The organism is Mangrovimicrobium sediminis (assembly GCF_004745945.1).
Classification (GTDB): Bacteria; Pseudomonadota; Gammaproteobacteria; order Pseudomonadales; family Halieaceae; genus Mangrovimicrobium; species Mangrovimicrobium sediminis.
The window spans coordinates 287,011-313,364 of the sequence record NZ_SRLE01000007.1 but is presented as its reverse complement, the minus strand read 5'-3'; the positions used below and the strand labels follow the sequence as shown (position 1 = coordinate 313,364).

The window sequence follows — 26,354 nt, the reverse complement described above, 5'->3', positions numbered from 1 at the left end:
TCACCTAGTTCCTCAGCTCGGCCTTGTAGTTTTTCTCCAACGAATCAATCACTTGATTCACGGCCACATTGACATCCTGTTCGCTAAGAGTGCGTGACAAATCCCGGAATGTCAAACCTAAAGCTACACTTTTTCGTTTAGGATCAATGCCTTTCCCCTCATAGACATCAAAGAGCGTTAAGTCCTTGAGGTAAGTTCCCGCAGAAGCTCGAACATTTTCGAGCAATTCTGTGACGGGGATCACCCTTTCGACAGTGAAGGAAAGATCCCGGCGAACCTCGGGGAATTTCGAGAGTTCTGCAAATGCCGGCAACTCGGCCTGGGTGACAGCAGACAGCGTTATTTCGCAGGCCAGCACGTTGGCGGGCAGGTCCAATTCGCGGCAGACCGCGGGGTGCAGCGCGCCGATATAACCGACGACTTCCTGGTCGCGGCGGATCAATGCGGTCTGCCCGGGGTGCAGGGCATCGCGATGGGCGGACTCAAAAGTCACGTTGCCGGCGGCGCGGGTCAGCGCCAGCAGGCTCTCGAGGTCGCCCTTGAGGTCGAAGAAATCGACCGCGTCGGTGTCGTGGGTCCAGCCCTCGGCGAGGCGCGGACCGGTGATGAGCATGGCCAGGGTCGGCACCTGTTTCAGGCAGTCCTCGCCCGGCAGGAAGCGCAGACCGGTCTCGAACAGCCGCACCCGCGATTGCTGGCGGTTGGTATTGCGTAGCATCGACGCCACCAGGCCCGGCAGCAGGCTGGTGCGCATCACCGACATGTCGGCGGAGATCGGGTTGTTCAGGGCCACGGGCTCCACGCCCGGGTCGAACAGGCGCTGCAGCCTAGGGTCGACGAAGCTGTAGGTGATCGCCTCGCGGTAGCCGCGCGCGGCGAGATGGTCGCGCACCTGGCGCAATGGCAGGCGCGCTTCGTCGCGGGCGGGAATCGTGAGTCCGGCATGGATGGTAGTCACCGGCAGGCGGTTGTAACCGTACACACGGGCCAGTTCCTCAAGCAGGTCCGCCTCGATGGCGATATCGAAACGCCAGCTCGGCACGCTGCAAAGCCAGCCCTCGTCGGTGCGGCTGACACCCATGCCCAGGCCGCCGAGAATACGCTCGACCTCGGCGGGAGCGAGGGAAAAGCCCAGCAGTTTCTCGATGCGCGCCTCGCGCAGGCACACGTCCGCGGTCTGCGGCAGGTGCTTCTGGGAGACGGTCTCGCACAGCGGGCCGGCCTGGCCGCCGACGATGTCCAGCAGCAACGCGGTGGCGCGCTCCATGGCGGCAACCTGCAGCGTGCTGTCCACGCCGCGCTCGAAGCGGTGCGAGGCATCCGTGTGCAGGCCATAGCTGCGCGCGCGGCCGGCCATCAGCTCGGGTGCAAAGAATGCCACTTCGAGGAACAGGTCGCGGGTGGCGTCGGTGACCGAACTGCCCTCCCCGCCCATGATCCCGGCCATGGCCAGGGCCTTGTCGTGGTCGGCGATGACCAGGGTCTGCTCGTCCAGTTCCAGGGTCTGCCCGTCCAGCAACTCCAGTGACTCGCCGGCGATAGCGGTGCGCACGCGGATGCCGCCGCTCAACTTGCCAAGGTCGAAGGCATGCATGGGCTGGCCGAGTTCCATCATCACGTAGTTGGTCACGTCGACTACCGCGTCGATGGAGCGCAGGCCCACACGGCGCAGCCGCTCCTGCAGCCAGGCAGGGCTGGGCCGGGTGATGTCGATACCGCGGATCACGCGGCTGACAAACCGCGGGCAGCGCTCGGGGTTCACCAGTTCCACCGGGAAGCTGTCTTCGATGCTGGCGGGGACCGGCTCCATTGCCGGCGCATGCACGTGGATGTTGTTGAGCAGGCCAACCTCTCGCGCGATGCCGCACACACCGAGGCAATCCGCCCGGTTCGGTGTGAGGCCGATCTCGATCATGTTGTCATCCAGGCGCAGGTACTCGCGCAGGTCGGCGCCCACCGGGGCGTCCGCCGGCAACTCCATGAGGCCGGCGTCCGCCTCGGACAGGCCGAGTTCTTTTTCGGCGCAGAGCATGCCGAAGGATTCCACGCCGCGCAGCTTGGCCTTCTTGATCTTGAAGTCACCGGGCAGCACGCCGCCGACCGTCGCCAGCGGTGCTTTCAGGCCGGCGCGGGCATTGGGCGCGCCGCACACGATCTGCACGCGCTCGCCGCCGGCATCCACTTCGCACACGCGCAGCTTGTCCGCGTCCGGGTGTTGCTCGGCGCTGATGATCTCGGCCACGACGACGCCGCTGAATTCGCCCGCCACCGGGTCGAGGGCGTCCACTTCCAGGCCCGCCATGGTGATCTGGTGGGCCAGTTCTTCGGTTGAAAGCGCGGGGTTAACCCACTCGCGCAACCACTGTTCGCTGATAATCACTGTGTCGGTCTCGCTGTGGTCAGAACTGCTCGAGGAAGCGCAGGTCGTTGTCGAAAAACAGGCGCAGGTCGTTCACGCCATAGCGCAGCATGGCAAGGCGCTCGACGCCCATGCCGAAGGCGAAGCCGGAGTATTTCTCCGGGTCGATGTTCGAGGACTCGAAGACTTTCGGGTGCACCATGCCGCAGCCGAGCACCTCGATCCAGCCGGTGTGGCTGCACACGCGGCAGCCGGAGCCGCCGCAGTTCACGCACTGGATATCCACCTCTGCCGAGGGTTCGGTAAAGGGGAAGTAGGACGGGCGGAAGCGCACGTCCAGTTCCTTCTCGAAGAACACGCGCAGGAACTGCGCGATGATGCCCTTGAGGTCGGCGAAGCTGGAGTGCTCGTCGATCAGCAGCCCCTCCACCTGGTGGAACATGGGCGTGTGGGTCAGGTCCGAGTCGCAGCGGTAGACGCGACCGGGGGCGATCACCTTGAGCGGCGGCTCGCGGGACTCCATCACCCGCACCTGCACTGGCGAGGTGTGCGTGCGCAGCACGGTGTGCTCGTCCACGTAGAAGGTGTCGTGCATGGCCCGCGCCGGGTGGTGCGCCGGAATATTGAGCGCCTCGAAGTTGTGGTAGTCGTCCTCGATTTCCGGGCCTTCCACCACCTCGAAGCCAATGGCGCCGAAGAAGTCTTCCATGCGCTCCATGGTGCGCGTCACCGGGTGGATACCGCCGGTGGACTGGCCGCGCCCGGGCAGGGTCACGTCGATGGTCTCGGCCGCCAGTTTCTCCGCCACCGCGGCATTTTCCATGGCCGCCTTGCGCTCGCCGATCAGGTCCTGCAGGTCCTGCTTGACCACGTTGATGCGCGCACCGGCCTCCGGCCGCTCCTCCGGGGAGAGCTTACCCAGCCCCTTGAGCAGAGCCGTGATCTGGCCCTTCTTGCCCAGGTAATCCACGCGCAGTTGTTCCAGCGCGGCGGCGTCGGCCGCGGCTTCGATTGCTGCCCTGGCCTCGCTGGCCAGTGCGTCGAGGTTTTCCATACAGATCTATTCCTCACAGTCTGGGGCGTATCCCCAACCACGCCGCTAACGCCATCTATGGCTTCCGCGACGTACCGTACATCCTGCACATTCGCCGCTATCGCCATCCATGGCTTCCGCGGCATACCGGACGTCCTGTCCATAAAAAAAGGGAAAGAGCGGAGCCCTTTCCCTTTCGATTTTTCACATGTCGCCAGCGATCCGCTTCGCACTACAGGCCGAAGCGCGGGTTTGGGCTTAAGCCGCGAGGGCGGCTTTCGCTTGCTCCACGATCGTGGCAAAAGCCGGCTTGTCGTGTACGGCCAGGTCCGCCAGCACGCGGCGGTCCAGACCGATCTCGGCCTTCTTCAGGCCGTCGATCAGGCGGCTGTAGCTCAGGCCGTTGGCACGCGACTGGGCGTTGATACGGGTGATCCACAGCGAGCGGAACTGACGCTTGCGCTGGCGGCGGTCACGGTATGCATACTGCCCGGCCTTGGTAACGGCCTGCTTGGCAACGCGAAACACTCGGCTGCGGGCACCGTAGTAGCCCTTGGCCTGTTTCATGATTTTCTTGTGGCGGCGGTGTGCAACCACACCACGTTTTACGCGAGGCATAAGTCTTCTCCTTTCCGGTTAACCGTTACTTGGCGCGCAGCATGCGATCGATCAGAACCTCATCACTCTTGTGAATCATGGAGGTTCCACGCAGCTGACGCTTCCGCTTGGTGGTCATCTTGGTCAGGATGTGACTCTTGTAGGCGCTTTTGCGCTTGTAGCCGCCGGCGGTCTTCTTGAACCGCTTGGCTGCGCCGCTGTGAACTTTTGCTTTAGGCATTTCTCAATACTCCGCATTTAGCAGTCATAACAATGAAGCGAATAAGGCGTCACAGTGCCGTTATTGCTTCTTCTTGGGGGCGATAACCATAGTGAGCTGTCGACCTTCCATCTTCGGATGTTGCTCGACAGAACCCAGCTCGGCCAGGTCGGCTTCTACTCGCTTGAGCAGCTCCATGCCGATTTCCTGGTGGGCCATTTCACGCCCGCGAAAACGCAGGGTGACCTTGGCCTTGTCGCCGTGTTCAAGGAAACGGGTCAGGTTGCGTAGCTTGACCTGGTAGTCTCCCTCTTCCGTCCCTGGACGAAACTTCATCTCCTTGACTTGAGTCCGCTTCTGCTTCTTCTTCTGAGCAGCCTTCTGCTTCTTCGCCTCAAAGATGTGTTTCCCGTAGTCCATGATCTTGCAGACTGCGGGATCTGAATCAGCAATCAGTACGAGATCCAGCGAGACGGCTTCCGCCGCCGCCTTGGCCTCGCTAAGGGGCACGATCCCCACTTGTTGGCCTTCGGCGTCAATGAGACGCACGGGGTCCGACGTGATCTGGTCGTTGGTCAGCGCTTTCTTCGCCGCGCCCTTGGTGTCTTTCTTAATGCTGATTCTCCGTTAACTCAATGCAATACGACCGCGCCGCGCTACGTCCTCGCTGAGCACCCGGGTAAAGGCTTCGAGATCCATGCTGCCCAGGTCCTCGCCGCGACGTGCGCGCACGGCCAGTGTCTGTGATTCCACCTCTTTATCGCCCACTACCAGGAGGTAGGGGACCTTCTGTAAAGTGTGCTCGCGGATTTTAAAGCCGATCTTTTCGTTTCTCAAGTCCGAAATGACCCGAAAGCCCTTGTTTTTTAAGGAATCTTCCACACTTTTGGCGTAATCCGCCTGCTTGTCCGTAATATTCATCACCACGGCCTGGGTCGGGGCCAGCCAGGTGGGGAAGATTCCCTCGTAATGCTCGATGAGAATCCCGATGAATCGCTCGAAGGATCCGAGGATCGCGCGGTGCAGCATGACCGGCACCTGGCGCGAGCCGTCCTCCGCCACATACTGGGCGTCCAGGCGCCCCGGCATGGAGAAATCCACCTGGATCGTGCCCAGTTGCCACACCCGCCCGATGCAGTCTTTCAGCGAGAATTCGATCTTCGGCCCGTAGAAGGCGCCCTCCCCGGGCAGCTCTTCCCAGGGCAGGTCCTGGGCATCGAGGGCGTCCGCCAGGGCCTTCTCCGCCCGGTCCCAGTCCGCGTCGGAGCCGACGCGCTGCTCGGGGCGGGTGGAGAGCCGGTAGATGACCTCATCGAAACCGAAATCCGCGTAGACCGCGTGCAGGAAGTCGATAAATGCCGACACCTCCGGCTGGATCTGCTCCTCGGTGCAGAAGATGTGCGCGTCGTCCTGGGTAAACCCGCGCACGCGCATGATGCCGTGCAGCGAGCCGGAGGGCTCGTTGCGGTGGCAGGAGCCGAACTCCGCCAGGCGCAGCGGCAGGTCGCGGTAGGACTTCAGGCCCTGGTTGAACACCTGCACGTGACAGGGACAGTTCATCGGCTTGATGGCGAAATCGCGGTCCTCGGCCTTCAGCGCGAACATGTCGTCGCCGAACTTGGAGGCGTGACCGGAGCGCTCCCACAGCGAGAGATCCACCAACTGCGGCGTCTTGATCTCGTCGTAACCGTGCTCGCGCTGGCGCTCGCGCATGTACTGCTCGATGGTCTGCCAGATGCTCCAGCCCGCCGGGTGCCAGAACACCATGCCCGGGGCCTCTTCCTGGGTATGGAACAGGTCCAGGTGCTTGCCGATCTTGCGGTGGTCGCGCTTCTCGGCCTCGGCGATACGGTGCAGGTAGGCCTTCAGTTCCTTGGGGTTGGCCCAGGCGGTGCCGTAGACGCGCTGCAGCATCTCGTTCTTCGCATCGCCGCGCCAGTAGGCGCCGGCCACCTTGGTCAGCTTGAACGCCTTCAATTTACCGGTGCTGGGCACGTGCGGGCCGCGGCACAGGTCCATCCACTCGCCCTGCTGGTAGACGGAGATTTCCTCGCCCGCCGGCAGGTCCTCGATGATCTGTACCTTGTAGTGCTCGCCCATGTTGCGGAACAGCTCGATGGCCTTCTCCCGCGAATAGACGATGCGCTCCACCGGCAGGTCCTGCTGCGCGATCTCGCGCATGCGCTCCTCGATCTTCTCGAGGTCCTCCGGAGTGAAGTTGTGGCCGGTGGCGAAATCGTAATAAAAGCCGTCTTCAATGACCGGGCCGATGGTCACCTGCACGCCGGGGAACAACTGCTGGGTGGCCTGGGCCAGCAGGTGGGCGGTAGAGTGGCGGATGATTTCCAGGCCGGCGTCGTCGCGCTCGGTGATAATGGCCAGCGCTGCATCGGCCTCAATGACGTGGCTGGTATCGACCTCGCGGCCGTCCACCACACCGCCCAGGGCGGCCTTGGCCAGGCCCGGGCCGATATCCGCGGCAACCTCGTGCACGCTGACGGGTTGGTCGAAACTGCGCTGGCTGCCGTCGGGCAAGGTAATGACGGGCATGAGCTTTCCTTGTGTCAGTGGTGACCCCTACTAAAGGCCACGTGAGTCAGCTTCCATCGAACTCCGGGGCTCGTTCCCGGGTCCGGATCGTGAAAAGGGCGCGCATTCTAGCACAACCGTGACGCAGTGCGTAAAACCGGCAGGTTTTTCTGCCCGCGGCATCCCGCGGTGGTAGGCTGGGACCTCGATAAGACACTATAAACGCCGACGGAGAATCGACATGCCGCGTTGCAACACCGGGCGCTACTGCGCGGTGGCTCCCTCCCCCAGCAGTTCCGCCTGCGGCAAGGCGACCACGGCCCACCCCTGATGCGCACCGCTTTTCTCTTCCCCGGCCTGCACAGCGCGCTGCGGCGCCGCGACCGCGAACGCTACGCCGAACTGCCGTCGGTGCAGGCGCGCCTGGCGCAGTTGCGCGAGGGCGGCTTCGCCGGACAGTGGCAGGAGGATTGCGCCACCCTTGCCGACGCGGGTGCCTATGGCGCAGTGGCGGCGATCACCTGTGCCTACCAGTGCGGTATCGCCCACCACCTGATGAGCGCGGGGATGCAACCGGACGTGATGGTCGGCTGCTCGCTGGGCGACCTCGCACGCAATGTCTGTACCGGCGCCCTGCCCTTCGCCGAGGTAGTGCGCCTGTGCCGGCACTTTGACGACAACGCCGTTAATTTTCCGCACCACCTGGGCCAGACCTGCAGCGTACGCGCACCCGCGGGCAGGGTCATCGACCGGGATTTCGAGCGCGATTGCGAATTGATGGGACTGGCGATCTCGGTGATGTCGAGACGCCACGCCATTATCAGCGGCACCGAACTGGCGCTGCGCGTGGTGGAAGACGCCTGTCGCCGCCGCGGCTGGGCCTGCGAGGGTCCGCATGTGCCGTTCCCGGTACATTCCCCGCTGATCGAACCCACCCTGAACGACCTCGCCCTGGACCAGTGGGCGAGTTCGGGCCGCGACCCGGACCGTCCGGTCTATTCCGCGGTACAACTGCGCTTCCTGAATACCTGCGAGGACCTGCTCGCCGATATGCGCCACTGCTACACGCGGCCGGTGCGCTGGACCCAGGCCATGACGCAGTTGCAGCGCGAGCACGGTGTCGAGCGCTTTATCAATATCGGCCCCTGCCAGTCGCTGGCCCTGTTGAGCCGGGACTCGCAGGACATGCCGCGGGTGGAGAAAGCCCCCGCCCGGCTGCTGCGCGCCGCCTGATCCCGGCCGCTACCCCACCCCACTATCGCAAGCTATAAATGTACACGCTGCGGCGCCGGCTGCGGCATCGCGGTAACCACGTAACGCAGCGGCCCGCCCGGCAGCCACGCCTCAAAGGGATAACAGGTGACCAGCTCCAGTACCGGCGCTCCCTCGCGACGCGGCGCCGCGGTGACGCTCCGGGAATCCACGACCGCGGCTTCGGCCACCCGATAGTAGCGCCAGCGCCCATCAGGCGTTTGCAGCAGTACCGGACCGCCGGCGCGCAACTCGCGCAGGAAGGCGAAGTGGGTATCGCGGTGGCCACCAATCACCGCGGTACCGGCACTGCCCGGCACCGCGCCACCCTCGTCCAGGCCCGGGCCGAACGCGAGCGCATTGCCGCTGGCCCCGGCGAGCACGATCTGGTCGATGCCCAACTGCGGCACCCGCAGGCGCGCCACCGGCCAGGTATCCGCCCAGGGCCAGGGCTTGTGCCGCTGCCCGTCCGCCAGCGCGGCACTCCAGGCATGGCGCACCAACACCTGGGCCAGCGCCGCTTTTACGTGAATCCAGCTCGCCGCGGCCAGCTGCTGCGCGGCGAGCACCACCAGGCCGGAGACCAGCCAGCGCCGGGCGCGCTCAGGCAGCCGCATGGGGCAGCGGCTCCGGTTGACGCATGACGTGGACCAGCAGGCCGAGCAGTAACAACAGACTGGCCAGGAGGACCTTCGCGCGGGCGGAGGTCGCGGTGTTCGGGTAGGCGTACGGCTGGGCGGACTGGCCCTGCGGCCGGGTGTTGGGCACGGCGCCGGCGCGCAATGGCACCTGCGGGTCGCGCGACAGCTGCTGCTCCACTGCAACGAAACTCGTGTAGGGACTCAGCAACTGGTGCGCCAGCGCCACTTCGAGCACCGCCGCGCGGGTCTCCTGCGCCGAGGTCGTATCGCCCGGCTGCGCCATCAGGTTGGCGATCTTGCGCCGCGCCCAGACACTGGCGACACCACTGTGCGGCTGCGCCCCGGGCAGGGCCGGTACTGAAACTGACTGTCGCCAGGCCTGGCCCGCAAGCCTGCCGTGCACCTCGATCTCACCCGCCGGCGGCGTGCTTCCGAAATGCACCGCCTGCACCAGCGGCTCACCGCGGTACAGGTCCGGCACACGTGCCGGCCAGGCCTCTACCGCCACCGGCCACTGCACGCGCAACTCGCGGGCCAGCGGTGCGCTGATACGCTCGAACAGCGATGCCATGCGTTCGCCAACCTCCTCGATACGCCCCACCTGCACGCTGAACCCGCGACCGGCATCCGCCGCGCGCTGCATGAACCATTGGTTAGGCGCGGAGCCGATACCGACCGTAAACAGGCGGCTGTCGCCAAGCTCGCGCTGGATAGCGGCGAACAATGCCTGCTCGTTGCCCACTGCGCCGTCGGTGATGAACACCACCTGGCGCAGCCGCTGCCCGCGCTCCTCCGGCTCTGCCCGCGCGACGCCCTGTGGGGACAGCGCGCGCTGCAGGGCGGGCAACATCTCGGTACCGCCGCCCGCCTGCAGGCGCTGCACGAAGGCCCGGGCACGCGCGGTCGAGGTTTCGCTCACCGGTTGGGCGCGGTTGAACAGCGCGCGGGTGGTAGACTCGAAGGCGATGATGTTGAAGCTGTCGCCCGGGCGCAGCTGGGCCAGGCCATATTGCAGGCTGGCCTGGGCCTGGCGGATGGGCTCGCCGCCCATAGAGCCGGAGGTGTCGACCACGAAGATCATCTCCCGCGGCAACACCTGCTGATCCGCCGCCAGTGCCGGCGGCAGTACCATGAGCAGGCCGTAGTACTCGCCGTCCACCGCCTCGGTGAACAGGGCCGCGCGCGGTGTCGCGCCGGTGACCGGGCGCCAGCGCAGTTCGAAGTCGCGGTCCATCTCGGCCACACCATCGGCCAGCACCAGGTGGTAGCGCTCGCCATCGCGTGACAGGTTCATGCGGTGGTACAGCGCTTCCACCCGGGCCAGGGGCATGCCGGCGTCGAGGTCTACGTCGAAGCTGACCGGGTTGAGGGGGGCGCTGTCCGAGCCCGGCTGCCGGTACTGCAGGGGGGTGATCGCCGCGGCGTCGGGCACTTCAGTGGTCGCGCGTGCCCAGCCGAAGTACTCATCCACGGACAGTGGTACTGTCTCGGCCAGCTCTTCCTCCGCCGCAATCTCGGCCAACGGCACGCCGGGAATGTAGCGCGGGGTCAGCGTCGTCGGCACGCGCAGGGAAAACTCGCCCCCCGCGTACTGCGCCTGTTGCACGTACTCGAGCCGCACGCTGACCTGCTCGCCCGGCGCGACGTTGGCGATGCGCGTGGTGAACAGGTTGGGCCGCTGCTGTTCCACCAGCGCGGCCTTCTTGCCGGCGGCGCGCGCTTCACGGTAGACGTTCGCCGCCTCCTCGCGCTCGCGCACCTCGCCGATGATTACCCGTTCACCGGCGCGCATCTCCAGGTGCCGCACCGCCGCATCCGGCGGCAGCGGGAAGCTGTAGACGCCCTCCTGCCACTGGTCGGTCTGGTTGTGGAAGGTCTGCTCCAGGCGCACCCGGGCGAGCATGCCGGCGATACCCAGCTCGACCCGCGAGGACTGGGTGAGTGCCGGGGCGTAGGTGCCGCTGGAGGGATCGCGCCAGCGCATGGCGCCGCCGCCCTCCTCGACCTCGGCCTGCGCGGCGGCAAAGCCCGCCGACGCGCAACAGAACAACACGATGAAAAGCCGGGCGACTAACCCGGTGCGCGGCCGGCGCGCGCCGGCAGTACGAAAAACAAAAGACATGATCTGGCTCCCAGGCTGTGGTCGGGAGCATTACAGCGCCACAATCGGGCATCGCCGCGTCACGATTCGGGCAAAGCGCTGATCAATTGTGGCGAATTGTGGCAGCCGCTTGAGCCGGCCGGGGGTTTCTGGAACCATGGGCGCACCCGGTCGGCGCAGACAGCCCAATGCCGCAACACATTGCCATCGTCGAGGATGAGCCTGCGCTCGCCGAGAACTACCGCGACGCCCTGCAACGCCAGGGGTTTCGCGTTTCCCTCTTCGCCGCGCGCGACAGTGCCGCGACGGCGCTGCGCGAACAGCTGCCGGATCTCGCGATCATCGATGTCGGCCTGGGCGAGGACGCCGAGGGCGGCTTCGAGCTGTGCCGGGAACTGCGCAGCCGCGCCCCGGAACTGCCTATCGTCTTCCTCACCGCGCGCGACTCCGAGCTCGACATCATCTCCGGCTTGCGCCTGGGCGCCGACGACTACCTGACCAAGGACATCAGCCAGGCGCACATGCTGGCGCGCATCAACGCCCTGCTGCGCCGGGTGCGCGCCCTGCGTGCGCCGGAGTCCGGCGAGCACCAGTTCAGCCGCGGCGCGCTGGCGCTGAATACCGAGCGCATGACCGCGAGTTGGAGCGGGCAGGCCGTAGCTCTGACGGTGACCGAGTTCTGGATGGTCCACGCCCTGGCCCGCCACCCCGGCCACGTGCGCAGCCGCCAGCAGTTGATGGATGCCGCCAACGTGGTGCTCGACGACAGCAGCATCACCTCCCACATCAAGCGCATCCGCCGCAAGTTCCTCGCCGTGGACGAGCGCTTCGAGGCCATCGAGACCGCCTACGGCATGGGCTACCGCTGGCTGGAGCAGGACACGGGGCAGGCGACGTGAGACCTCGCCCTTGAGCCTGCGGCGACAACTGCTGCTGGTCAGCCTGTTGCTGCTGGCCATTCCCTGGGCCGGCGTGCGCTTCGTGCAGGAGATCGAGCACACCCTGCGCAAGGGCCAGGCGCAGGCGCTGGAGGCTACGGCGCGGGCGGTTGCAGCCAGCTTTGGTGAGCGTCCTGAGCTGCTCTACCCCTGGCCGCAACGCACGCGCGAACCGGCGAGCCCGGAAACGTCTCTCTACGTACGGCCAGCCGAGGGCCCGGTACAGGTCGACGGCTACGCCGACGGCTGGCCGGAAGGCTGGAGCGGTAGTTTCAGCAGCGCCAGCGGCACGCCGCCCACCCGCCTGCGCTACCAGGCCATGACCCGCAACGGCCAGCTCTACCTGCTGCTGGCCATAGACGACGCCCAGGTCGTCTATAACAATCCGGGGCTTTCGCCCGAGGCCAACGGCGACCGCGTGCTGCTGCGCACCTGGGAAAACGGGCGCCGCCAGGAATACGTGATTGCCACCGCGGCGCCGGGCAATGTGCGCGGGCGCCACGCCGGCGCCCACCAGCGCTTCGCCGCCGCCAGCCGCATCGCCGGTTACTGGCAGGACACCGAATCCGGCTACACCCTGGAACTGGCGCTGCCGCTGGCCATGACCGGCGGACGTCTGGGCATCGAGGTGATCGATGTCGGCAACGGTGAGCGCCGCACCGCGGGCAATATCGACCCGCTGGACACCAGCGCACCGCCCTGGCTGCTGTATCCCCCGCCGGGGCTGGACGCCGCCCTGCGCGCCTTCGCCGGTCCCGGGCAGACCCTGCTTGCCTACGACGCCTGGCAATGGGAACTCGCCGCAGCCAACGCCCCTGATAACGTCACCACCCGGGAGCAGCACACGTTCTGGCTGTTGCAGTGGATCTATCGCCGCATTCTCGACAGCGAGGACTATCCGCCCCTGCCAGCGACATCGGCCCACGGTCGGCTGGAGGCAGCGGAACTGGTACAGGCCCTGCACGGACAGCCCGGCAGCCGCTGGTACCGCACCGACGGCGGCCGGCACACCGTGCTAGCCGCGGCGGCGCCGGTAATGGTCGAGGGGCGCGCGGTAGGCGCCATCGTCGTGCGCCAGGGATTGGAGCAGTACCTGTCACTGACCGACCGCGCCTTCAGCCGCCTGCTCGGCTACAGCCTGCTGGCCATCGCCATCGCCGCGCTGGGCCTGCTCGGTTACGCCAGCGTGCTGTCCTGGCGCATCGGCCGGCTGGGCCGCGCCGCGCGACAGGTCAGCGAACGCGGGCGCATCAACCTGGCGGAGTTTCCGCGCAGCGACGCGCGCGACGAGATCGGCGAGCTGTCGCGCAGCTACGCCGGCCTGCTCGCGGAACTCGACACCTACAACGAATACCTGCGCACGCTCTCGCGCAAGCTCTCCCATGAATTGCGCACGCCGGTGGCGGTGATCCAGTCCTCCCTCGACAACCTGGAACAGGCGGAGGATGTCGGCGAACGGCTGGTCTACGTGCAGCGCAGCCGCGAGGGCCTGCAGCGGCTGACGCGGATTCTCGCCGCGATGACCGAGGCCAGCCGCGTGGAAGACAGCGTGCGCGGCAGCGCGCTGGCGCCACTGGACCTGCGCGAGTTGCTGGAACAGATGCTGCAGACCTACCGCGACATCTGCCCTTCCCGCCAGTTCACCCTGGAGGCGGAACAACCGGCGCTGGTCCAGGCCTGCGCAGACCTGGTGGTACAGGCGCTGGACAAACTGGTTGAAAACGCCGTGACCTTCTCGCCCGAAGGCAGTGTTATCGCCTTTTCCCTGCGGCCGATGGGGCGCTACTGGGCGCTGGCGGTGGAGAACCAGGGGCCAGTGCTGCCCGAGGCACTGCGCGGACGGGTGTTCGAGGCGATGGTGTCGGTGCGCGGGGAGCAGCCGCAGGAGCAGGTTCACCTGGGCCTGGGGTTGTACATCGTGAAGCTGATTGTCGAGTACCTGGGCGGGGAAGCGCAGGCACTGAATCGCACCGATGGCAGCGGGGTTATCGTTCGGCTGCTGTTGCCGCGGCTGGAGTCTCCGGGGTCAGAGTCGTGACTCTGACCCCTCTCTCGGCGTTACCCACCAAAAAAAAACCCGCGCACTTGTGGGTGCGCGGGCTCGTCTCAGCACTGTGTTATCAGGGTGCGCCGGGCGGTGTGGACAATTGCTCCATCACCTGGTCCAGGCTGAAGCTCGCCGCTTTCTGCCGCGGCGGGTACTTCTTGAAGGTCTCCAGGAAGCTGGCCACGTAGGCCTGTGCCGGCACCAGCAGGTAGGCGCGGTCGATCACCCAGTCATAGTAGGTGTTGGACGTGATCTCGGCGCGCTCGTAGGGGTCGCGGCGCAGGTTGAAGATCAGCGGCACGCGTAGCGGGACAAAAGGCTCCATCCACACGCGCAGGGTACCGGTGGCCTTCTGCTCCATGAAGATCGCCTTCCAGTCGTTGTAGCGCAGGGCCGTCAGGTCGCCGTCGTCAGAGAAATAAAAGATTTCGTGGCGCGGCCCCTCGCTGGTCTGCCCGGTGAGCAGCGGCAGGAAGTTGTAGCCGTCCAGGTGCACCTTGTACTTGCGGCCGATGGCACGGTAGCCATCCAGGAGTTCCTCTTTCACGTTGGGCTCGCCTGCGGCGGCGAGGAAGGTGGGCAGCCAGTCCATGTGGTGCATGATCTCGTTGGACACGGAACCCGACTCGATCTTGCCGGGCCAGCGCACCATGGCCGGCACGCGCCAGCCGCCTTCCCAGTTAGTGTTCTTCTCGCCGCGGAACGGCGTAGACGCCGCGTCCGGCCAGGTGTTGTAGTGCGGGCCGTTGTCGGTGGAGTAGAACACGATGGTGTTGTCGGCGATGCCCAGGTCATCCAGCTTCTTCAGGAACAGGCCGATGTGGGCGTCGTGCTCCAGCATGCCGCAGGTGTATTCGTCCGCGCGCGGGTACTGGGCCTTGCACTGGGCCATCTTGGCCTCGCTGACGTGGGTGCGGAAGTGCATACGCGTACCGCTCCACCAGACGAAGAAGGGCTTGTCGGCTTTCACTGCGCGGTCGATGAAGTCCAGCGCGCGGGCCGCGGTGTCGTCATCCACGGTCTCCATGCGCTTCTTGGTCAGCGGGCCGGTATCGGTGATCTTGCCGTCCGCGGTGGAACTGATCACCCCGCGCGGGCCGAATTTCTTGCGGAATTCAGGATCTTTCGGGTAGTCCTCGTTCTCCGGCTCTTCCTCTGCGTTCAGGTGGTAGAGGTTGCCGTAGAACTCGTCGAAGCCGTGGTTGGTGGGCAGGTGCTCGTCCTTGTCGCCGAGGTGGTTCTTGCCGAACTGGCCGGTGACGTAACCCTGGTTCTTGAGCAGGCCGGCGATGGTCGGGTCCTCCTCGCGCATGCCGAGGTCGGCGCCGGGCAGGCCGACCTTGGACAGGCCGGTACGGAACACCGATTGGCCCATGATGAAGGAAGAGCGGCCGGCGGTGCAGCTCTGCTCACCGTAGTAGTCGGTGAAGATCATGCCCTCGTTGGCGATGCGGTCGATGTTCGGGGTGCGGTAGCCCATCATGCCCATGGTGTAGGCGCTGATATTGGACTGGCCGACATCGTCGCCCCACACCACGAGGATGTTGGGTTTGTCGGCGGCCTGCGCGCCGGCGGCGATAATGGCCAGCGCAGCTGCGGTGATTAGACGTTTTAGTATTGGCATCGAGTAGGCCTCTTGCGGGGGAGGAAAATTAGTACCCGCTACAGCATAGGCGATAGCGGCGAGATTGCCAGCAAAAGCCGCCCCGGCCTGTCCCCCGGGAGGGCTCAGTCGCGCTTCAGCGAATGGGCCTTGTCGTCCAGATCGTCTTTGGCGTTGTCCAGCTTGTCACCGGCCTTGTCGCGGGCGTCGTCCAAATGATCCTTACCCGCCTCTTTTTTCTTGTCGGCGAGGCGCTTCGGGTCGCAGCGCCCGTGCACACCGACGGTGGCTTCCATGGCGGCATTGCGCGCGGCTTTCTCCGCGTCGCATTCCAGGATGTCCGGCTTGAGGTCGGCCCGCGTGACGCTGGCCAGGAGGAACAACCCGGCGCCTGCCAGGATAGTGACTGATGGTTTCATGCCTGCGCTCTCCTGCGTTGAACGAGGGAACCTGCGCCGGTAACTATAGTGCAGATTGCGTCCCGCGCAGGCTCAGTTGACGAAGGCCTGCTGCTTGAGCTCCGCCAGCTGGTCGCGCAGGGCCGCGGCCTCCTCGAACTCGAGGTTCTTGGCATGCTCCTGCATCTGCGCTTCCATCTGCTTGAGCTTGCGCGCCAGCGCCTCCGGGGTGAGGTCGGCGATATCCGCGGCGAAGGCAACGCGCTGCTCCGCCACCTTGCGACCTTTGCCCTTGCCTTTTGCAGGCGCCCGCCGCGCGCCCTCCATGATGTCCGCGATCGCCTTTTCCACGCCGCGCGGGGTGATGCCGTGCTCGGCGTTGTAGGCCAGCTGCTTCTCGCGGCGGCGCTCGGTCTCCGCCATGGCGCGCTGCATGGAGCCGGTGATGTTGTCCGCGTAGAGGATGGCGCGGCCGTTGAGGTTGCGCGCGGCGCGGCCGATGGTCTGGATCAGCGAACGCTCCGAGCGCAGGAAGCCCTCCTTGTCCGCGTCGAGGATCGCCACCAGCGACACCTCGGGCATGTCCAGGCCCTCGCGCAGCAGGTTGATGCCCACCAGCACGTCGAACTTGCCCAGGCGCAGGTCGCGGATGATCTCCACCCGCTCCACTGTGTCGATGTCCGAGTGCAGGTAGCGCACGCGGATGCCGTTGTCGTCCAGGTACTCGGTGAGGTCCTCCGCCATGCGCTTGGTCAGGGTGGTGACCAGCACGCGCTCGCCGCGCGCCACGGTGGTGTTGATCTGCCCGAGCAGGTCGTCCACCTGGGTGGTGGCCGGGCGGATTTCCAGTTGCGGGTCCACCAGGCCGGTGGGGCGCACCACCTGCTCCACGGTGCGCCCGGCGTGCTCCAGTTCGTAGGGGCCGGGGGTGGCGGACACGTACAGCGACTGCGGACACAGCCGCTCCCACTCCTCAAAACGCAGCGGCCGGTTGTCCAGCGCCGAGGGCAGGCGGAAACCGTACTCCACCAGGGTTTCCTTGCGCGAACGGTCGCCCTTGAACATGGCGCCGATCTGCGGAATCGTCACGTGGGATTCGTCGATGATCACCAGCGAGTTTTCCGGCAGGTATTCGAACAGGGTCGGCGGCGGCTCCCCCGCCGCGCGGCCGGAGAGATACCGCGAGTAGTTCTCCACACCCTGGCAGTAGCCGAGCTCGCGGATCATCTCCAGGTCGTAGCGGGTGCGCTGCTGCAGGCGCTGGGCCTCCACCAGCTTGCCCGCCTCGTTGAGTTGCTTGAGGCGCTGGTCCAGCTCGATCTCGATCTGCTCCACCGCGTCGAGCATCACGTCGCGGGTGGTGACGTAGTGGCTCTTGGGGAAGATGGTCACCCGCGGCACCTTGCGCTCGATCGCACCGGTGAGCGGGTCGAAGATCAGGATGTCCTCGATCTCCTCGTCGAACAGCGAAACGCGCACCGCCTCGCGCTCCGAGTCCGCGGGGAAGATGTCGATCACGTCGCCGCGCACGCGGTAGGTGCCGCGGGTGAAGTTCACGTCGTTGCGGGTGTACTGCAATTCGGCGAGCTGGCGCAGGATGCCGCGCTGGTCGATCATCTCGCCGCGCGACAAATGCAGCACCATGCGGAAGTAGGACTTCGGGTCGCCCAGGCCGTAGATGGCCGATACGGTGGCGACCACCAGGCAGTCTTCGCGCTCCATCAGCGCCTTGGTGGCGGAAAGGCGCATCTGCTCGATGTGCTCGTTGACCGAGGAGTCCTTCTCTATATAGGTGTCCGAGGAAGGCACGTAGGCCTCAGGCTGGTAGTAGTCGTAGTAGGAGACGAAGTACTCCACCGCGTTGTTGGGGAAGAAATCGCGAAACTCGCCGTACAGCTGGGCGGCCAGGGTCTTGTTGTGGGCCATCACCAGGGTGGGCCGTTGCAGTTCCTGCACTACGTGGGCCATGGTGAAGGTCTTGCCGGAACCGGTCACCCCGAGCAGGATCTGCGAGGCCAGGCCGGCCTGCAGGCCCTCCACCAGCTCGCGGATCGCCTGCGGCTGGTCGCCGGCGGGCTGGTAGCTGGATTCGACCTTGAAAGGGCGCGTCACGGCGGCGATACCTCTGCGGTGGTTAAAAATTAGCCCTTCATTATCATATAGTTAGGTAACAAATGCAGCCTCGAGGGGGAATTGTCGATTTCCCGTGTTTCGCGGCCAAATAGCTGTTGACCCCACCCACTTCGATCATTATTATACGCGGCCTCTGGTTAATGCCATTCCGCCTTAGCTCAGTTGGTAGAGCAAATGACTGTTAATCATTGGGTCGCTGGTTCGAGCCCAGCAGGCGGAGCCATACATGAAGTGATATCGGCCTGGCATCAGGTCTGACATCAACAGTAGGTCTGACATCAACAGTAGGTCTGACATCAAGAGTACCAAGGGGCTGCAGCGATGCAGCCCCTTTTTATTTGCCCTTCAAAAAATCTATAGCACCTTCAGCGACACTGCTCACGCCAGATAAACTGCCAGTGACCACGAAATTGTTCTACGGCGCGGGTTGCCTTGAGCACGACAATAAGATCAAGTGAACTTCAAAAAGGAAGCAGCCAAGTCACCCTGGCTAGGACGATTGATCTGTACAATCTCAATATGGCGAACTTCAATCCTGATTTTGCCAACAAATTGTGTCATCAAACATGTCGAAAACACTGTATTCGCTCCTTCCAGCGTTACTTCTATCCGCACCCGGCTACGCCAGCGAAAGCATCACCGGGCTTGAGTCCCTGGATGAATATTCAAAAAACCTGTGTTCTACATACACATCGGATGTGGAAGCCGAGAAGCATGACAACATGGACGCATTGCCACTTTGCTACATGTACGGTTTGCACAGGAAAGTTGATCTGGAAAAAGCCAAGGAGATTTTTCTTTCGAGGGCGAAGCAACGGCCCTGGAACTACGCTGATGCGGCGGGCGTGGTATTCCATGAAATAAAAGACCCGAACCAATATATCGAAGCGACTTCCTGGCTAAATCTGGCCGTCGAGAAAGGCGACGTATTGGGCAAAGCCAATTGCTATCTGGGACTGCTCAACCTGACAGGGCGAGTAGTCGCTCAAAACCTTGAACTGGCTGAGGAGTATCTCTCAACGGCGCGCCGGAAAGACTTTGCGACCTGTGTGCTTATCTCGTATTACTTGTACACAACTGGCGACTACAACATTGAAATAAATCCAAAAAAAGCCGGACAGATCAAAGATGAAATTGGTGCAACCAGTCCAACGCTAAAAAGTGCAGCGGATCTGGAAAAGCTCTTCCCGAAGTTGCGCGCATATGTCGATGAATTTGGTGCGGAATGGGAGCGTCTGTAGAATCATCCCCCGAAGAAAAATACCGAAACCATGCCCCAACCATATAACAGGAACAGGCAGCCAATGAAGCTCGCGTTCAATCTCAATTCAAAGCCGCGACACCTGGTGGGAGCAATCCTCCTCGCCGCCATCACCTCGACAACTTCGGCAGCAGATGCCGACTCCGCCGTGTTTATCGCCCTCGGCACCCAGGGCGGCCCGCAGCCCAACGCCTATCGCGCACAACCCGCCCACGCACTGCAGGTCGGCGGGGAAACCTACCTGATCGATGCCGGGAACGGAGTCGCCCGCCAACTGCAGTCCGCCGGCATCGAACTGGTGGACGTGAAGAAGGTGTTCATCTCCCACAACCACGACGACCACAACGCGGACCTCGGCACCCTGATGGGCCTGAGCTGGTCGCTGAACAATCGCGACGACTATGCGATCTTCGGACCGGCGGGCACGCAGCAGGTTGTCGACGGCTTCCTGCAATCCTACAAGGTGAACGCCGACATCCGCACGGAAGATTCGCCACTGCCGCGCATGGGCAGCTTCGAGGGCGACGTGAATGTGCACAACATCGGCGAAGCGAGCAAGCCGGTCAGGATCTTCAAGGACGCCAATGTGAAGGTCTATGCCATCGAGAACTGCCACTACCATCACGACAAGCCACTGCAAACCGAGACGGGTATTGAGCGCAGCTACGCCTTTCGCTTCGAGGCCGCAGATCGCACCATTGTATTCAGCGGCGACACAGGGCCCTGCCCGCAACTGGTCGAGTTTGCCAAAGGCGCGGACCTGCTGGTACACGAGGTATTCAACAGCGGGCTGATGGCCGAGAACATCCGCGCCAAGGGCTTCATGTCCGCCCTGCCTGATTTTTTGCTGAACAAGATGCTGGAGAAATCCGAGCAGTACCACACCACCCCGGAGGAAGTCGGCAAGCTGGCGGCCGCCGCAGGTGTCGGCGAAGTTGTACTCACCCACATCATGCCCGGCCGGGAGGAAGACCCGGACGATGCCTACACGGAGGGCGTAAAACGGCACTACAGCGGCAAGGTCACCGTGGCGCAAGACCTGGGGCGCTACTGAAAATTTCGGCGCGGCCAAGTCCGCGCATTCCCCACACTTAAAAATCTCCACATTTCCAAACGGGGTCACCTGCCCTACCTATACTTGCTCCAGCAACACCCCACCCGGCCCCGGCCAGGGGCCGGCCAATAACAACAAGGAGCAGTAAATGGCAGACAACATGCCCGTTGGCAGCATTATCAACTACGCCGGACCGATCACGTCCAGCACTACTATCACCCTGGATACACAGGGCTGGCTGATCTGCGACGGCAGCCAGTACTCGACCACCGACTTCGCCGAACTGTTCGCCGCCATCGGCTATGCACACGGCGGCTCCGGCGCTTTGTTCAACGTCCCTGACCTGCGCGGCATGTTCGTGCGCGGGGTCAACGGCGATGCGCGCAAACTCGGGCGGCCGGTGGACCCGGATACCGATTCGCGCACCGCACCCGCAGCAGGCGGCAACAGCGGCAACGCGGTGGGATCGGTGCAGGCCTACGCCACGGCCAAACCGAACGCCGACTATGACTCGGACAGCGCCGGGGATCACGCCCATTCCGCGGATCACCTGCCCGACAGCAACCACAAGGCCTACGCCGGCAGCGTGGGCCGCGTCGGTGCCAAGTGGAACTCCAGCAGTTCGGTCAAGACCAAGCAGGCCGGGCTGCACTCGCACACCATCACCGGTGGCGGCGACAGCGAGACACGGCCGGCCAACATGGCCCAGTACTTCCTCATCAAATTCAAGACGCTGTCGTAAGCGGGAGACTCCACCATGGCTTTGAACGTACCTGTAGGCACCATCCTGCCCTTCGCCGGCGACATCGACGAAACCGCCCTCGCCGCCGCTGGCTACCTGCCCTGTGACGGGCGCGAACTCGACCGCACCGATACCCAGTACATCGCACTGTTCAATGTGATCGGCACCAGCAACGGCGGCAATGGCAATCCGGACTTCCTGCTGCCCGACCTGCGCGGCCAGTTCGTGCGCACGCTCGACGGCCTCGCGCAACGCGACCCGGACGCGGCGAAACGCCAGGCCGCCGCTTCCGGCGGCGCTTCCGGCGACAACGTCGGCTCAGTCCAGGACAGCGCGACAGCCGGCCCGTCGATCGCTTTCACCACTGACTCGCAGGGTGACCACGACCACCTGGTACCGGGACTACCGGACGAGGAATACGATTGCGCCGCAGCGATCACCGGCAACAAGGGCGCCGCCTGGAAAAGCGGTTCGAACAACACCAGCACCGACGGCGCTCACGAGCACAATATTCTCGGTGGCGACACCGAATCCAGGCCCGGCAATGTCTACATGAACTGGATCATCCGCTTCTCGCTGGCCGCCGACGATTCGACGACACCCATCGGCAGCATCGTGGCCTACGGTGCCGATGCCGGTAGCAACGCCGTCGCGCTCGCCGCACAGGGCTGGCAGGCCTGCCGCGGGCGAACGGTTGCGGCGACGGATTTTCCCGAGTTGTTCGCCGCGATCGGTACGCTCTACGGCGGCGATTCCAGCAACTTCGACCTGCCGGACCTGCGCGGCCTGTTCATTCGCGGCGTCGCCGACGGCGCCACCCATGCCGAGGGCGGGGCTCGCGACCCGGACGAGCACCGGCGCTTCCGGCAGGACACCGGCTTCCCGCAGTCCTCGGTCGGTTCGCTGCAGTCCTTCGCTACTGCGTTGCCGGTGACCCGGGAATTCACCCTGGTTTCCACGGGCCTGCACGACCACAACGCCCCGCACCTGCCAGTCTCCACCTACATCGAGAACGCCTGCGCCGGCCACTCCGTGACCAAATTCGGCCCGCTCACTGCGACCACCTCGAGCGCCGGCAGTCACACCCACAACGTCACTGGTGGCGGCGACGACGAGACGCGCCCAATCAACGTCTACGTCGATCACATCATCAAGGTGAAGCAGGTGTAGCGCCGCGACGCGCGTATGCGAAGGCTCAATGACCGCACGAGCTGCGATGAAAGCCCCGGTGATATTCACCGGGGCTTTTTCATTTTTCTTGCTACCATACACGCCGTCCCCCTCAGCAACCGGGAGCAGCCTGGACCATGGCCCAATCGGCACAGTCGTTCCAATTCCCCGAACAACCCGCGAATGAAGCGCAGCGCATCCTGCAGTTGCAGCGCAAGGCCTACCTGCAAGACCCCTACCCGGGCTACGAGCAACGCCGCGAGAACCTGCTCAAGCTCGAACGCCTGCTGATCGACAACCAGGACAGGATCACTGCGGCCATTTCCGAGGACTTCGGCAACCGCGCCGTGCAGGAGAGCAAGCTGCTCGAGTTGTTCACCTCGGTGGACGGCCTGCGCTACTGCCGCAAACACCTCAAAGGCTGGATGAAACCGCGACGGCGCCATGTGTCCGTCTGGTTCGCTGGGGCCAGCAACCGGGTGTTGCCGCAGCCCAAGGGCGTGGTCGGCGTGGTCGCCCCGTGGAACTACCCGCTGTTCCTGGTCATGGGTCCGCTGGCCAGCGCCATGGCGGCGGGCAACCGCTGCATGGTGAAGATGGCGGCCAACTCGGCCAACCTGTGCCAGTTGCTGCACGAACTGGTCGCCGGCGAATTCGATGAGAGCACGCTGGCGATCCTCCCCGGTGTGAAGGGTGCCGACTTCACCACCCTGCCCTTCGACCACCTGATTTTTACCGGCTCCGCACAGAGCGGCCGCACGGTGATGAAGTCCGCGGCCGAGCACCTGACGCCGGTGACACTGGAACTCGGCGGCAAGTCGCCCACCATCATCGCTGAGGACTTCGACCTGCAAACGGCCGCAAGCCGTATCCTGTTCACCAAGTACATGAATGCCGGGCAGACCTGCGTCGCCCCGGACTATGTCTGCCTGCCCGAACACAGGCTCGAGGACTTCGTCACAGCCGCAAAAAAAATCGTGGCGGGCCGCTACCCGGACCCGGGCAATGGCCAGTTCACCGCAATCATCGATGACAGCTCCTACACCCGGCTCACCGCCACCCTGGACGATGCCGCGGCCAGGGGTGCACAGGTCATCAATCTCACACCGCAGTACGCGCCGGATCCCGAGCGCAGGCTGCTGCCGCCGCACCTGGTGCTGGGCGTGACCGATGAGATGAAAATCATGGAAGAAGAGATCTTCGGCCCGCTGCTGCCGGTGCGCACCTATCGCGATATCGATGAGGTGCTGGCGTACATCAACGGCCGCGACCGGCCGCTGGGGCTGTACCTGTTCACCTCGGACAAGGCGCTGCAGGACCACGTTATCAAGCACACGCTGTCCGGCGGCGTGAGCATCAACGACTGCTCCTTCCACGTGGCCCAGCACGACATGCCCTTCGGCGGTATCGGTGCCAGCGGCATGGGCCACTACCACGGCTACGAGGGGTTTGCGGAATTCAGCAAGTTGCGCCCGATCTTCAGGCAGGCGCGGGCCACCGCCCTGCCGCTGCTCTATCCCCCCTACGGCCGGACCTTCAACTGGCTGTACCGGTTGATGTTGAAACTGCGCTTTTTCTAGCGCGGTCGCGCGACCTGTAGTGCGCGAGCGACCTGCCCTCGCGCCGCTCAGGCAACCGGCTAATAAAGACGCAGGCGCGTTCGCTTGCCAGGACCCCGGGCGCTACCTGCATTGTCGCGTCCCTGCCGGTTCCCGCCGGGCTTGTCACCAAGCCGACAAGCCGGCTGCTGCAGGCTTTCGCCACAGACATATCTATCCACCTGTTTTTGCGGGATTTTCCTGAAAAGCGCCTGGCCCGGAACGTCGCGGCCTGAATCTTGCTCCACTCCCGTGGTGACCCGCTATCACCCGCACAGGAGCAAAGCGCAATGAAACTGCTGGTCGAGCGCAATTTCGTCGAAGCCATGGCCGAACGCTACCCGGAGATCGCGCCCTACACCGAACAACTGAAGTTCGGCAACCGCGCCGAGATTCCCAGCCACCAGCTGTCCGACCCGCAGCTCGGCTTCCTGGCGGAACTCTACCGCCAGGCCGGCACCGGCATGCGCGGCCGGGCGGCACAGATCGCCACCTTGCAGTCGGCCCTGCGCGCCGAACTGCGTGTATTCCAGGAAGGTGAACTCGAGCACCTGGTCGCCGGCATCACCGAGTACCTGCTGCAGGACGCCATCTGCGGCTGGCTGTTCCAGGCCAACACCACGGGCAAGCCCATCGCCTACCTGGTGGCGCGCATCGACTACACGCCGGCCGGCGAGGAGGAAACCGGCCGCGTACTGATCGAACTGCAGGCCAACGCCATGGGCAAGATCACCAGCCAGACGCTGACCATTCGCGAGCGGGACATCGCCGGCAAGACCGTCGCGCAGCTGTTTGCGGACCGCGGCTACTTCAAGGAAACCGCCGAACTGATGGACGGCTACGAGCGCTCGACGGAACGCTTTTTCCAGTGGCGCGCGGACTACGGGCGGCAATTCGCCGGCCGCGGCACCGGCATCTACGCCGATGACCCCACCGCATCCCATCGCAATACGGACTGGTCGCGCAAGAGCCGCGTCATCCTCTCCTCCAGCGGCGCGCTGGCCCGCCTGGTCAACGACGAGGAGATCCTGAGCGAACGCGCGCTGTCGCTGGACGCCACAGGGAATATCCTCGCCAAGTACCTGCGCAAGGCCGGCCGCAGCACCAACTACGACGACGCGGTGGAGCGCGCCGCGGAGAAACTCTCCGACGACATCCCCGACGGCCTGTTCACCCGCCTGCCGGTGCACGGCTACATCCTCATGTTCCACCTGGAGTTGCACCACCACCTGTGGGTGCACGTGGACGATATGGCGCCCTACGACTACCAGCCGGCGCTGAAACAGAAGCTGATCCTGCCCGCCGAGCAGACCGACCTGATCGACATCCTCACCGCTGAAATGGACATGCTCATGGACGATATCGTCGAGGGCAAGTCGGGCGGCACCACGGTACTGTGCTGCGGTCCCGCCGGTGTCGGCAAGACGCTCACCGCCGAAGTGTATGCGGAGATCATCCAGCGCCCCCTGTACCGCGTGCACTCCGGCCAGCTCGGGCTCAACGTCGCCGAGATGGAAAAGGCGCTGAAAGAGACCCTGACCCGCGCCCAGCGCTGGGGCGCGGTGATGCTGATCGACGAGGCGGACGTGTACATCAAGCGCCGCGACGACAACCTCGCCGCCAACGCGGTGGTCGGCGTATTCCTGCGGGTACTGGAGTACTTCAACGGTCTGCTGTTCCTGACCACCAACCGTACCGACGACATCGACGAAGCCATCGTCTCGCGCTGTATCGCGGTGATTCGCTACTCGCCGCCGGACCGCGCGGACCGCCTGCGCATCTGGCAGGTGATGACCGAGCAGTTCAACCTCGCCACCAGCGACGAGCTACTGGCCCTGCTGGCCGACCTGTTCCCCCAGGCCAGCGGACGCGACATCAAGGGCCTGACCAAGCTGGTGGCCAAGTACTGTCACCACAAGAACGTCGAGCCGTCGCTGGAAGTGTTCGAGCGCTGCAGTATCTTCCGCGGGCTGGAAAAACACTGAGGGTGGATCGGCGGGAAGACGGTTTGCCGGGCGCGAGACTCAGCCCTGCACTAGCGGTGGCAGCACCAGGCGGAAGGTAAGGTTGATGCGGCCTTCGCCGGCGGCGACGCGCGGTACGCAGTGCTGCCAGTCGTGCTGGAACGCCGGCTCCATGACCAGCAGGCTGCCGGATTCAAGTAGCACCGAACCGGCCGCGGCGCCCTCGCCCTTGCGCCGGAACTGGAACTCGCGCGGCGCACCCAGCGACAGGGAAGCGATGAGTGGTTGCGCGCCGAGTTCGCGCTCGTCGTCGCTGTGCCAGCCGACGTAATCGTCGCCGTCACGATAGTAGTTGACCAGTACCGCGTTGAACGCAGCGCCCAGGCGTCCCTGCACACGCTGGCGCAGGTCGCTGAGCAACGCTGACCAGGGACGCGTCACCAGCAGGTTGTCGCTGTAGCTGTAGACGATTCCCGCGTCGGCGTGCCAGGTCTGGAGGCGCGGCAGGGTGAAGCGCCGGCCGAACACCTCGTAGTGGTTGTCCGGCCAGGCCTGTTCCTGCCGCAGGCGGCGATAGAGTGAATCGCTGGTGGCGTCGTCGAGAAAGCCGCGCAACAGGGATAGTGCGGGGCAGCCGGGAATACGTGTCGCGGTGATCCGGGATCCCGACTGCTGCTGCACAGCGATCGCCGGTAGTGCCGGGCCCGTCACCGCG

21 protein-coding genes and 1 tRNA gene are annotated in these 26,354 nt (G+C 64.6%); 10 read left to right on the top strand and 12 right to left on the bottom strand.

Annotation, left to right across the window (positions count from 1 at the left end; translation table 11 throughout):
• Positions 1 to 4: 4 nt before the first annotated feature.
• From pheT to thrS, 6 genes are all read right to left on the bottom strand, one after another.
• Positions 5 to 2,380: a phenylalanine--tRNA ligase subunit beta gene (pheT, locus tag E4634_RS10945; RefSeq protein WP_135443791.1), complete on the bottom strand. Its 2,376-nt coding sequence runs from the start codon at positions 2,378 to 2,380 to the stop codon at positions 5 to 7.
• A 19-nt stretch (positions 2,381 to 2,399) separates the two neighbouring features.
• Positions 2,400 to 3,413: a phenylalanine--tRNA ligase subunit alpha gene (gene pheS / locus E4634_RS10940; protein WP_135443789.1), complete on the bottom strand. Its 1,014-nt coding sequence runs from the start codon at positions 3,411 to 3,413 to the stop codon at positions 2,400 to 2,402.
• A 237-nt stretch (positions 3,414 to 3,650) separates the two neighbouring features.
• Positions 3,651 to 4,010 (bottom strand): 50S ribosomal protein L20, encoded by a 360-nt coding sequence (gene rplT / locus E4634_RS10935; protein ID WP_135443787.1) that lies wholly within the window; start codon positions 4,008 to 4,010, stop codon positions 3,651 to 3,653.
• A 25-nt stretch (positions 4,011 to 4,035) separates the two neighbouring features.
• Positions 4,036 to 4,230 carry a 50S ribosomal protein L35 gene (rpmI, locus tag E4634_RS10930; RefSeq protein WP_135443785.1) on the bottom strand — a complete coding sequence of 65 codons (195 nt, stop codon included), beginning with the start codon at positions 4,228 to 4,230 and terminating at the stop codon, positions 4,036 to 4,038.
• A 60-nt stretch (positions 4,231 to 4,290) separates the two neighbouring features.
• The gene (infC, locus tag E4634_RS10925) at positions 4,291 to 4,788 is read right to left on the bottom strand and encodes a translation initiation factor IF-3 (protein WP_434783503.1); all 498 of its coding nucleotides are present in this window, start codon (positions 4,786 to 4,788) and stop codon (positions 4,291 to 4,293) included.
• Between the two features lie 48 nt (positions 4,789 to 4,836).
• On the bottom strand, positions 4,837 to 6,759 hold the full coding sequence (thrS, locus tag E4634_RS10920; RefSeq protein ID WP_135443781.1) for a threonine--tRNA ligase: 1,923 nt from the start codon (positions 6,757 to 6,759) through the stop codon (positions 4,837 to 4,839).
• Between the two features lie 309 nt (positions 6,760 to 7,068).
• Here thrS and E4634_RS10915 point away from each other — a divergent pair, with 309 nt between their 5' ends.
• Complete coding sequence (locus tag E4634_RS10915; protein WP_135443779.1) at positions 7,069 to 7,971, top strand: acyltransferase domain-containing protein; 903 nt, start codon at positions 7,069 to 7,071, stop codon at positions 7,969 to 7,971.
• A gap of 32 nt (positions 7,972 to 8,003) precedes the next feature.
• Here E4634_RS10915 and E4634_RS10910 read toward each other — a convergent pair whose 3' ends face one another.
• Both E4634_RS10910 and E4634_RS10905 read right to left on the bottom strand, forming a co-directional pair.
• Entirely contained in the window at positions 8,004 to 8,606 is a 603-nt protein-coding gene (locus E4634_RS10910; RefSeq protein ID WP_135443777.1) for a class GN sortase, read from the bottom strand.
• The gene (locus E4634_RS10905; protein WP_135443775.1) at positions 8,593 to 10,752 is read right to left on the bottom strand and encodes a marine proteobacterial sortase target protein; all 2,160 of its coding nucleotides are present in this window, start codon (positions 10,750 to 10,752) and stop codon (positions 8,593 to 8,595) included. The genes E4634_RS10910 and E4634_RS10905 overlap by 14 nt, the downstream gene beginning before the upstream one ends.
• Before the next feature lie 167 nt (positions 10,753 to 10,919).
• On the opposite strand from E4634_RS10905, the gene pdsR reads away from it, so the two are divergent.
• Both pdsR and E4634_RS10895 read left to right on the top strand, forming a co-directional pair.
• On the top strand, positions 10,920 to 11,630 hold the full coding sequence (pdsR, locus tag E4634_RS10900) for a proteobacterial dedicated sortase system response regulator (protein WP_135443773.1): 711 nt from the start codon (positions 10,920 to 10,922) through the stop codon (positions 11,628 to 11,630).
• A gap of 10 nt (positions 11,631 to 11,640) precedes the next feature.
• Positions 11,641 to 13,707, top strand: coding sequence for an ATP-binding protein (locus E4634_RS10895; protein WP_135443771.1), 2,067 nt, complete (start codon positions 11,641 to 11,643; stop codon positions 13,705 to 13,707).
• Positions 13,708 to 13,789: 82 nt separating this feature from the next.
• On the opposite strand, the gene E4634_RS10890 is transcribed toward E4634_RS10895, so the two are convergent.
• The 3 genes from E4634_RS10890 to uvrB all read right to left on the bottom strand — a co-directional run bounded on the left by E4634_RS10890 (position 13,790) and on the right by uvrB (position 17,829).
• Positions 13,790 to 15,340, bottom strand: coding sequence for an arylsulfatase (locus E4634_RS10890; protein WP_135443769.1), 1,551 nt, complete (start codon positions 15,338 to 15,340; stop codon positions 13,790 to 13,792).
• 104 nt (positions 15,341 to 15,444) lie between these two features.
• The gene (locus E4634_RS10885; protein ID WP_135443767.1) at positions 15,445 to 15,738 is read right to left on the bottom strand and encodes a hypothetical protein; all 294 of its coding nucleotides are present in this window, start codon (positions 15,736 to 15,738) and stop codon (positions 15,445 to 15,447) included.
• A gap of 72 nt (positions 15,739 to 15,810) precedes the next feature.
• Complete coding sequence (gene uvrB, locus E4634_RS10880) at positions 15,811 to 17,829, bottom strand: excinuclease ABC subunit UvrB (protein ID WP_135443765.1); 2,019 nt, start codon at positions 17,827 to 17,829, stop codon at positions 15,811 to 15,813.
• Between the two features lie 168 nt (positions 17,830 to 17,997).
• Between uvrB and E4634_RS10875 the strand changes: the two genes are divergently transcribed.
• From E4634_RS10875 to E4634_RS10845, 7 genes are all read left to right on the top strand, one after another.
• Positions 17,998 to 18,073, top strand: a tRNA-Asn gene (locus tag E4634_RS10875).
• A 343-nt stretch (positions 18,074 to 18,416) separates the two neighbouring features.
• Positions 18,417 to 19,091: an SEL1-like repeat protein gene (locus tag E4634_RS10870; protein ID WP_135443763.1), complete on the top strand. Its 675-nt coding sequence runs from the start codon at positions 18,417 to 18,419 to the stop codon at positions 19,089 to 19,091.
• Positions 19,092 to 19,154: 63 nt separating this feature from the next.
• Complete coding sequence (locus E4634_RS10865) at positions 19,155 to 20,165, top strand: MBL fold metallo-hydrolase (RefSeq protein ID WP_167854857.1); 1,011 nt, start codon at positions 19,155 to 19,157, stop codon at positions 20,163 to 20,165.
• A 148-nt stretch (positions 20,166 to 20,313) separates the two neighbouring features.
• A complete protein-coding gene (locus tag E4634_RS10860; RefSeq protein ID WP_135443759.1) occupies positions 20,314 to 20,907 on the top strand; it encodes a tail fiber protein in 594 nt (197 codons plus the stop codon).
• 15 nt (positions 20,908 to 20,922) lie between these two features.
• Positions 20,923 to 22,077, top strand: coding sequence for a phage tail protein (locus E4634_RS10855; protein WP_135443757.1), 1,155 nt, complete (start codon positions 20,923 to 20,925; stop codon positions 22,075 to 22,077).
• Positions 22,078 to 22,214: 137 nt separating this feature from the next.
• Positions 22,215 to 23,657 (top strand): coniferyl aldehyde dehydrogenase, encoded by a 1,443-nt coding sequence (locus tag E4634_RS10850; protein ID WP_135443755.1) that lies wholly within the window; start codon positions 22,215 to 22,217, stop codon positions 23,655 to 23,657.
• A gap of 308 nt (positions 23,658 to 23,965) precedes the next feature.
• Positions 23,966 to 25,660 (top strand): AAA family ATPase, encoded by a 1,695-nt coding sequence (locus E4634_RS10845; RefSeq protein WP_135443753.1) that lies wholly within the window; start codon positions 23,966 to 23,968, stop codon positions 25,658 to 25,660.
• Between the two features lie 39 nt (positions 25,661 to 25,699).
• On the opposite strand, the gene E4634_RS10840 is transcribed toward E4634_RS10845, so the two are convergent.
• A complete protein-coding gene (locus tag E4634_RS10840; RefSeq protein WP_206046858.1) occupies positions 25,700 to 26,350 on the bottom strand; it encodes an alpha-ketoglutarate-dependent dioxygenase AlkB family protein in 651 nt (216 codons plus the stop codon).
• Positions 26,351 to 26,354: the final 4 nt, after the last annotated feature.

What these genes read in the sequence shown, in the direction of transcription:
- E4634_RS10860 (WP_135443759.1), top strand. Translation starts at nt 20,314, where the DNA reads ATGGCAGACAACATGCCCGTTGGCAGCATTATCAACTACGCCGGACCG.
- E4634_RS10850 (WP_135443755.1), top strand. Translation starts at nt 22,215, where the DNA reads ATGGCCCAATCGGCACAGTCGTTCCAATTCCCCGAACAACCCGCGAAT.
- pdsR (WP_135443773.1), top strand. Translation starts at nt 10,920, where the DNA reads ATGCCGCAACACATTGCCATCGTCGAGGATGAGCCTGCGCTCGCCGAG.
- E4634_RS10870 (WP_135443763.1), top strand. Translation starts at nt 18,417, where the DNA reads ATGTCGAAAACACTGTATTCGCTCCTTCCAGCGTTACTTCTATCCGCA.
- E4634_RS10855 (WP_135443757.1), top strand. Translation starts at nt 20,923, where the DNA reads ATGGCTTTGAACGTACCTGTAGGCACCATCCTGCCCTTCGCCGGCGAC.
- E4634_RS10915 (WP_135443779.1), top strand. Translation starts at nt 7,069, where the DNA reads ATGCGCACCGCTTTTCTCTTCCCCGGCCTGCACAGCGCGCTGCGGCGC.
- E4634_RS10910 (WP_135443777.1), bottom strand. Translation starts at nt 8,606, where the DNA reads ATGCGGCTGCCTGAGCGCGCCCGGCGCTGGCTGGTCTCCGGCCTGGTG.
- pheS (WP_135443789.1), bottom strand. Translation starts at nt 3,413, where the DNA reads ATGGAAAACCTCGACGCACTGGCCAGCGAGGCCAGGGCAGCAATCGAA.
- rpmI (WP_135443785.1), bottom strand. Translation starts at nt 4,230, where the DNA reads ATGCCTAAAGCAAAAGTTCACAGCGGCGCAGCCAAGCGGTTCAAGAAG.
- E4634_RS10890 (WP_135443769.1), bottom strand. Translation starts at nt 15,340, where the DNA reads ATGCCAATACTAAAACGTCTAATCACCGCAGCTGCGCTGGCCATTATC.
- E4634_RS10865 (WP_167854857.1), top strand. Translation starts at nt 19,155, where the DNA reads ATGAAGCTCGCGTTCAATCTCAATTCAAAGCCGCGACACCTGGTGGGA.
- E4634_RS10905 (WP_135443775.1), bottom strand. Translation starts at nt 10,752, where the DNA reads ATGTCTTTTGTTTTTCGTACTGCCGGCGCGCGCCGGCCGCGCACCGGG.
- rplT (WP_135443787.1), bottom strand. Translation starts at nt 4,010, where the DNA reads ATGCCTCGCGTAAAACGTGGTGTGGTTGCACACCGCCGCCACAAGAAA.
- E4634_RS10845 (WP_135443753.1), top strand. Translation starts at nt 23,966, where the DNA reads ATGAAACTGCTGGTCGAGCGCAATTTCGTCGAAGCCATGGCCGAACGC.
- thrS (WP_135443781.1), bottom strand. Translation starts at nt 6,759, where the DNA reads ATGCCCGTCATTACCTTGCCCGACGGCAGCCAGCGCAGTTTCGACCAA.
- E4634_RS10885 (WP_135443767.1), bottom strand. Translation starts at nt 15,738, where the DNA reads ATGAAACCATCAGTCACTATCCTGGCAGGCGCCGGGTTGTTCCTCCTG.